Raw genomic sequence first — 6706 nt, forward strand, 5'->3', positions numbered from 1 at the left:
TCCAACGAACTCTCGTCAGACCACGAAGATGTCTTCCTCGGCCCAGGCCGGCGATGCCGCTTTCGCTGCTGCGGTGAGTTTGATGTAACCGGCCTTGTCGACGCCGGTCGGCATGTCCTTCGGCACACCCATCACGGTCTGCGTCTTGAAGACCGTGCCCGGCATCAAATCGAAGAACGGGAATTCAGGCTCGGTGCAACCCATGCACGGCATTCCGGCGCGCGTCTTCGACGACTGACGGTTCCAGAGGATGCGGTTACACGGCGAGTGTGTCATCGGACCGCGACATCCGAGGTCGTAGAACAGGCAGCCCTTGCGCTGACCGAATTCGGTCGCCGAGACCTTGTAGGCGAAGTGCATGTTGCGGGTGCAACCGGTCTGCGTAAAGCTGGTGAAGAAGGTCTTCGGCCGCTGGAATTCATCAAGTGACAAATCGCCACCCCGGCCGGTCGCAACCGCCACAACAATCTGCGTGATCCAGTCCGGATGCGCCGGACAGCCGGGAACGTTGATGACAGGCAGGCCTGCTTTCGACTTGTAGTCGGCGCCGAGGAATCCGCCGTGCTTGCGCTTGAGGAACTGAAGGCCCTCGCTATCAGATGGATTCGGCGCGGTTGCCGGAATACCGCCCCAGGTCGCGCAATCGCCGATGGCGACCGTATAGGCTGCGACCTTCGCGAGGTCTGCCACCCAGTCTTTCATGGGCCGGCCGGCAAAACGATTCCATTCGCCGGTTCCGTTCGGCGCGTTGACGACCGTGCCTTCGAACACAAAGATATCCAGTGCCATGTCGCCCGAGGTCAGCGAATTCAACAATTTTTTGAGGTTGTCGCCAAGCTCCATGCCCAACGATGGATGCCAAAGCACGTTGACGCCAAAATCGGTGACGAGATCGCAGGCGCTCGGCTCCTCCGCATTGAGGAACGACATCGTATTTCCCGAACATGCGCCGCCTTGAAGCCACAGCAGATTGGCCATCATTTCCTCCAAGCTTGTTCAATGGGGCGCCCGAGCGGCGTCTTGCCTGGAAGCTTGGAGCAAGTTGCGTGCCGTATAGAGAGACAACGTGAAGTCGACGTGAAAGCATTGGCTTGCGAATAATGATGCAAGAGCACTGACATATATTTTCAACTGATTTAACTGCAAACTATGTTCGCTGTGTAAAGTTGGTTTCCAGAACACGCCATTCGCTGCGGCACGTCGCGCGCGATGCACAAAACACGGGTACTCGTATCATCGCGCGTAAAGCCGTGATCGCGATTCCGTGTTGTTCTAACCGTGACGATTACCGCACACCGGGCAAGCCACCTCAAGCAGATAGCCGTACCAGATCCCGCGACAACGGCTGCACCAATGACCGGTCGCTTGACGCTCTGGCAAACCCAGTTTTTTGGACAAGGCGCTTAGCCCGAGCTCCTTAAACGGCACGTTGCTTCCCGCAGGCGAAACGCGGGCTTGCGGAAACCGGACGACTTGAGCTTTTGAGTCGTCCTGATCTGGATCGCGGTCATCTGGCATCGTAGCGGCTCAATTGGGTCCATCTAGGCCGTAGCGCTTGATCTTGTTGGCGAGACCAACGCGCGAAAGGCCCAATTCGTTCGCTGCCCGGCTCTGGTTCCATCGAAGGCGCGTCAACGCTTCATGGAGGATGTGCTTCTCGAGACTTTCGACCTTGTCTTTCAAAGTCGCTCCCTGCGCGACGAAACCATTGACGGGGCTGGAGCGTGGTCGGGGCGGCGCTGCCAGGATCGCCGGTGACATGTTCTTGGTCGTCAGATACTCGCCGTCTTCGGCCAGGGCTACCATCCGGCGGATCTCGTTTTCGAGTTCACGCACATTGCCTGGAAAATCGAATCCGGAAAACCTTTCCAACGCGCTGGCGGAAATGCCCAGAATTTTCCGGCTTATCGCATTGCTGTGCTTTGCTGCAAAAAATTCCGCGAGCGCTGGCACATCGTCCGGCCGATCTCGAAGTGGCGGCACCTCCAGCTCAAACCCCTTGAGACGAAAATAAAGATCCTGACGAAATTTTCCTGCTGCGACCAGCGCCCGCAGCGGACGGTTCGACGCCGCAATAATGCGAACGTTGCTGTTTTCGGTCTTGTCCGATCCCAATGGCTTGATTTCGCCGTCCTGCAGAAACCGAAGCAGACTCACCTGAAACGACGACGACACCTCCGAAATTTCATCGAGGAACACGGTGCCGCCGTCACCTGCACGAAAAAGGCCGAGACGGTCGGAAATAGCTCCGGTGTAAGCGCCGCGCTTGTGCCCGAACAATTCCGATTGCAGCAATTCATCGGACATCCCGCCGCAGTTCTGAACCATCAATGGGCTGGTGTGGCGGGACGAATTGTAATGAATCGCGCGCGCGAGCAGTTCCTTGCCGGTACCGGTTTCACCCTGGATCAGGATCGGCAATTCGGTCCGCGCTGCCTTGCGCGCGAGATCGCACAGTTCGGTAAGCTTTTCGCTGACGTAAACGAGCTTTTCAAACCGCTGGCTCTCGGCATGCAGCGGCATGCCGTGCCGTGCATGAATGTGCATGGAGTCAGCAGAGAACTTGAATTCGCGCGACAACATGCGATGGCGCCGCGCCAATTCGCGGGATTCCAGCCCGCGCTCGACGACCAAACCGATTTGTTTGGCATCCAGCGGTTTGCGGACGAATTGATAGATCGCCGCCGGTGAGATCGCCTGCTTGGTCAGGACCGTTTTGGCCTCAAGCGCCAGAATACGGATGACGTCCGGATGGGTGACGCGGAGGTTTGCGAGAAATTCCAGCCCGTCTCCATCAGCACCGTGCTCGGCCAGGACGATATCGACATGCGCATCGGATAGAGCGCTGGCCGCGTCTTCGCCGGAACGTGCTGTCAACACCCGGTAATCGTACTCATCGGACAATACATCGGCGGTTGCGGTCCATTGAGGGCCGCCACGCGCGACGATAAGCACCGTTCCGAGCGTTTCCATGCAATGTTCTTTTTCAATTTGCTAACTTACTTAGCAATTTTCAGGCCTGCGATCAAGCGGCTCGACCAGATGCGGCACGCGGTCCATCGCGCCGGCCGGGCACACCGCGGCGTGCGGGCATCGAGGTATATGATGCACGAACCCACCTCGTTATGCGTAGTGCCTATTTGAGCGGTGCCGCACTGCTCGCTGCGCGCTCGCGCAATCTGCAGAACTGAATGGCAGTACGTGCGGTCTCCGGCTTCAACTTGTTGAAGCTGTCGAGGCATTCGTCTACGTCCTTGACCGAGGAGCCCCTGATAGCTGTCTGAAACAGCAATATTGCCTTCGTTGTATTCCAGGACAGGCTGATAGACTTGGCCAGCATCAGCACCTGATCTGCGCAATCATGTACCACGATGCGTTCGACCGCCCCAACGGGCACATTGCTCAGCAGCGATAACGCGACCACCGTCTCATCGAATTTGCCAGATTCCGCAAACCTGCGCAGCTGCTGCTCGGTCAATGCCGACGCCTGGCTCAGCAGTCGGACTTGTGCCTCTGCGGCCGCAAAACCGGGAGATCGCTCGCGGATTTTGGTCTGGATTTGATGGGACGCCCGCTTGACCATGTCCTGGACCAAGGTCGCTTTCTTGCGATCCGCGGCCTCGAATTCAAGCCGAACCGAGTCAGAGGCGATTGTAAACAACGCGAGTAAGTGTTCCCGCGGAATTTCCGGACGCGACCAGACGGTGAGCGCGAGTTCATCATCGCCCTGCGATCGCGAGACCAGTATCGAATAGCCAAACTCGGAAAATTTTGCTCCGCTATTCGACGCGGCCCTGACCACGACCTCCCGATTGCCGCGTTCCACCAGAACGTCGGTAACATCTTCGTTCAACTGCTTGCGCTGAGAAATCGCCAGCAAATGCTGCTGGCTTTTGGTTCGAGCGCCCGTGACAAGGGTTTCGCCATCGAGATGCTCCGAGTGTGATAGCAACGGTCCTGCGATGTCGATGGAGTCGTCAAGTGCGAGCACGCGGCTGACCATGGGTGGCGCGTTCGCGATCGTGGCGAGCCGCTGTCCGAACGCAATCCGTGCCGACCGATCGATTTCGCATATCAATCGGCACATGACGTCGTCAAACAAGCTCCGCTGCTCATCGCTGAACCGTTCTAATCTGTTCACGAACAGATCGGTGACGCGCCGCAGAACGTCGGCGCGCGCACCAATGTCACGATTGGCAAACGCGGCTTCCAGTTCATCGATCAGCGATTGCCGCCCGTCGTCGGCGCGTCCGTGAATTGGCGCGTTCGATCGGTTCATGGCATCGCGGCTCGTTCGAAGCTATGCGGCATCTTCGATCCCGTCGCTTCCGTGGACTTCCTCGAAATCGATCTCGGAGACCGGACAAGGGCGCTTGAACAAGTAGCCTTGCAGCGAGGTCGCGCCGGCCAACCGCAACAGTTGAGATTGTTCGATCGTTTCGACGCCCTCGGCGGTCGTTTCCATGCCGAGACCTTGCGCAAGGACCAGAGTTGCATGCACGATTGCCGCACAGTCGGCCCGTTCGATCATGTTTTGGGTGAAGGACTTGTCGATCTTGATCTTGTCGAACGGGAACATGGTCAACTGACTGAAAGACGAGTATCCGGTCCCGAAATCATCGAGCGCAACGGTGACGCCGAGATTCTTGAGTTGGCTAAGCGTGCGCAGGCATTCCGCTGCCGATTCAATGAGTGCCGTCTCGGTGACCTCGAGCTCCAGCCGTTCGGGCGGCAATCCGGATTCGGCAAGCGCGCACATCACCACACTGGCCAGATTATCGTTGCTGAATTGGCGGGCGGACAGATTAACCGATACCTTGACACCGTCAGGCCAGGTCGCCGCGTCGATACACGCAGTCCGAAGCACCCACTCACCGATTTGCGTGATCAACCCGGTTTCCTCCGCCAGCGGAATGAACCGGTCGGGGAAAATCATGCCCTTGGCCGGATGCCGCCAGCGCGCCAGCGCCTCCGCGCCACAAATCCTGCGGGTCCGGGCGTTAACAATCGGTTGGTAATGAACTTCCAGTTCGCCATGCTGGATAGCGTGGCGCAATTCTCGCTCAAGTTCGCGGCGCGCCCTGGCATTCTCGCTCATTTCCTGGTCGAAGAAACAATAGCCGTCGCGGCCAGCCGATTTCGCCTGATAAAGGGCGACATCCGCCACTTTCGAAATTGTCTCGGCGTCAGCCGCGTGATCTGGCGCCAGAGCGATGCCTATGCTCGCGGCTATTTTGACAGTGTGCCCTTTGATGTCGAATGGTTCGGAGATTGCCTCGAGAATGCGATCGGCCAGCGCACCGGCATCATCCGGGCCGGCTATCCCGCACTGGACGATCGCAAATTCGTCGCCCCCCAGACGTGCGACCGTGTCGCCCTCACGGACGCAGCCGCGGAGCCTTTTGGATACGATTCGCAAGAGTTCGTCGCCGAGCGCGTGGCCTAGCGAATCGTTGACCTCCTTGAAGCGATCGAGGTCGATGCAAAGCAGCGCGATGCGGCCGCCATAGCGCACCCGCACGAGGGCATCGTTAATGCTGAGTTGCAGTAGAAACCTGTTCGCAAGGCCGGTCATCGCATCGTGATGCGCCATATGGCTGATGCGGGCCTCGGCCTGTCGGCGTTTGGTGACGTCAATCATCGTGACCAGCGCACCGGCGCGCCCCTCATAGGTCACGGCCTGCGTGTAAACATTGGCATCGATGGTCGTCCCGTTCGCCTTTCGATGGCGCCAGCTGCGATCCTCGAATTCGTATCCGCCAAGATCAATGATTTCTCTAAGTTCGGTGCAATCTTCGGCTGGTCGAATGTCGAATATTGTCTTTGACAGAAACTGTTCGCGGCTGTGCCCATAAAAGAGCACCGCGGCGTCATTTACGGCGAGAAATCCGAGATGTTCACGGTCATATACCCACATGGGCAATGGAGCACTGTTGAACAGCCCCTCAAACGCGTCATGCGCCAGAAAAAAGCCTTCAGCATGGTTGTTGGGATCACGCATCGCGGTAAACGATGGTCACGAAGCATCAACTTCAAGTTAAACGACGCTGGCACAGCGGCGCATGGTTAACGACGCGCGAAGATCTGTCGTGACCCGCATACTATACGGTGATCAGAATCGCTCGGTTCCGTAGCGCGATTTACAGGGGGCAGCCACGGTCATCGGGCAAAAAACCCGATATGTTTCGGTGGCCGAAACGGTGGTCAACTTGACCGAGGATCAAAATCAGACGAAAAAACCTAATGATTTCTTGGTCGGAGTGGCAGGATTCGAACCTGCGACCCCTGCGTCCCGAACGGATGACCCTTGTTGGCTGCCATTGATTTTACAGCGCTTTTTGTCACCGTCCTTCGATGAAGTTCCCATTTTTTTCATGCCCGTTCTTGGGCTCTCTTTGGGCTGTAGTCACGTGAACCGCATTCGTTCGTACGCAGCAGCACATTAGATCAGCCATCATTTAGCACTAAGCCATGCCCGACCGCAGTTCTTCATGATGGCTGATCTGGCGGTAGAACGCGCGCCGCAAGTGCAAGGCAAAAAAGCCCGCGGTGATCTCACCCTTGGCGCTGGGATCGACGCCATGCTCGATATTGGGCGAGGAATCAACGGCCAGAGCCCCGTAGCCCGAGGAAGATCGCGGACTTTCACGAGCGGATGAGAAAAAGCATAGGACGCCGGCAACGAAAAACTGATTGGAAGATGAAC

General features: G+C 57.6%; 5 protein-coding genes. All 5 read right to left on the reverse strand.

Going from position 1 to position 6706, the window contains the following annotated elements:
* Nucleotides 1-15: 15 nt before the first annotated feature.
* A complete protein-coding gene (locus UP10_RS34815; RefSeq protein WP_044591714.1) occupies nucleotides 16-978 on the reverse strand; it encodes an NADH-quinone oxidoreductase subunit B family protein in 963 nt (320 codons plus the stop codon).
* Between the two features lie 549 nt (nucleotides 979-1527).
* The gene (locus UP10_RS34820; protein ID WP_050043951.1) at nucleotides 1528-2973 is read right to left on the reverse strand and encodes a sigma-54 dependent transcriptional regulator; all 1446 of its coding nucleotides are present in this window, start codon (nucleotides 2971-2973) and stop codon (nucleotides 1528-1530) included.
* Between the two features lie 163 nt (nucleotides 2974-3136).
* The gene (locus UP10_RS34825) at nucleotides 3137-4279 is read right to left on the reverse strand and encodes a DUF2336 domain-containing protein (RefSeq protein ID WP_044591681.1); all 1143 of its coding nucleotides are present in this window, start codon (nucleotides 4277-4279) and stop codon (nucleotides 3137-3139) included.
* Between the two features lie 21 nt (nucleotides 4280-4300).
* A complete protein-coding gene (locus UP10_RS34830) occupies nucleotides 4301-6001 on the reverse strand; it encodes a putative bifunctional diguanylate cyclase/phosphodiesterase (protein ID WP_050043952.1) in 1701 nt (566 codons plus the stop codon).
* Nucleotides 6002-6464: 463 nt separating this feature from the next.
* The coding region (locus tag UP10_RS45540) for a hypothetical protein (RefSeq protein ID WP_044587925.1) at nucleotides 6465-6706 on the reverse strand (242 nt) is incomplete at its 5' end.

The sequence above is a fragment of the Bradyrhizobium sp. LTSPM299 genome, from assembly GCF_000938235.1.
Classification (GTDB): domain Bacteria; phylum Pseudomonadota; class Alphaproteobacteria; order Rhizobiales; family Xanthobacteraceae; genus Bradyrhizobium.

Excerpts from the sequence above, each read along its gene's own strand:
- UP10_RS34815 (WP_044591714.1), bottom strand. The coding sequence starts at position 978 with ATGGCCAATCTGCTGTGGCTTCAAGGCGGCGCATGTTCGGGAAATACG.
- UP10_RS34820 (WP_050043951.1), bottom strand. The coding sequence starts at position 2,973 with ATGGAAACGCTCGGAACGGTGCTTATCGTCGCGCGTGGCGGCCCTCAA.
- UP10_RS34825 (WP_044591681.1), bottom strand. The coding sequence starts at position 4,279 with ATGAACCGATCGAACGCGCCAATTCACGGACGCGCCGACGACGGGCGG.
- UP10_RS34830 (WP_050043952.1), bottom strand. The coding sequence starts at position 6,001 with ATGCGTGATCCCAACAACCATGCTGAAGGCTTTTTTCTGGCGCATGAC.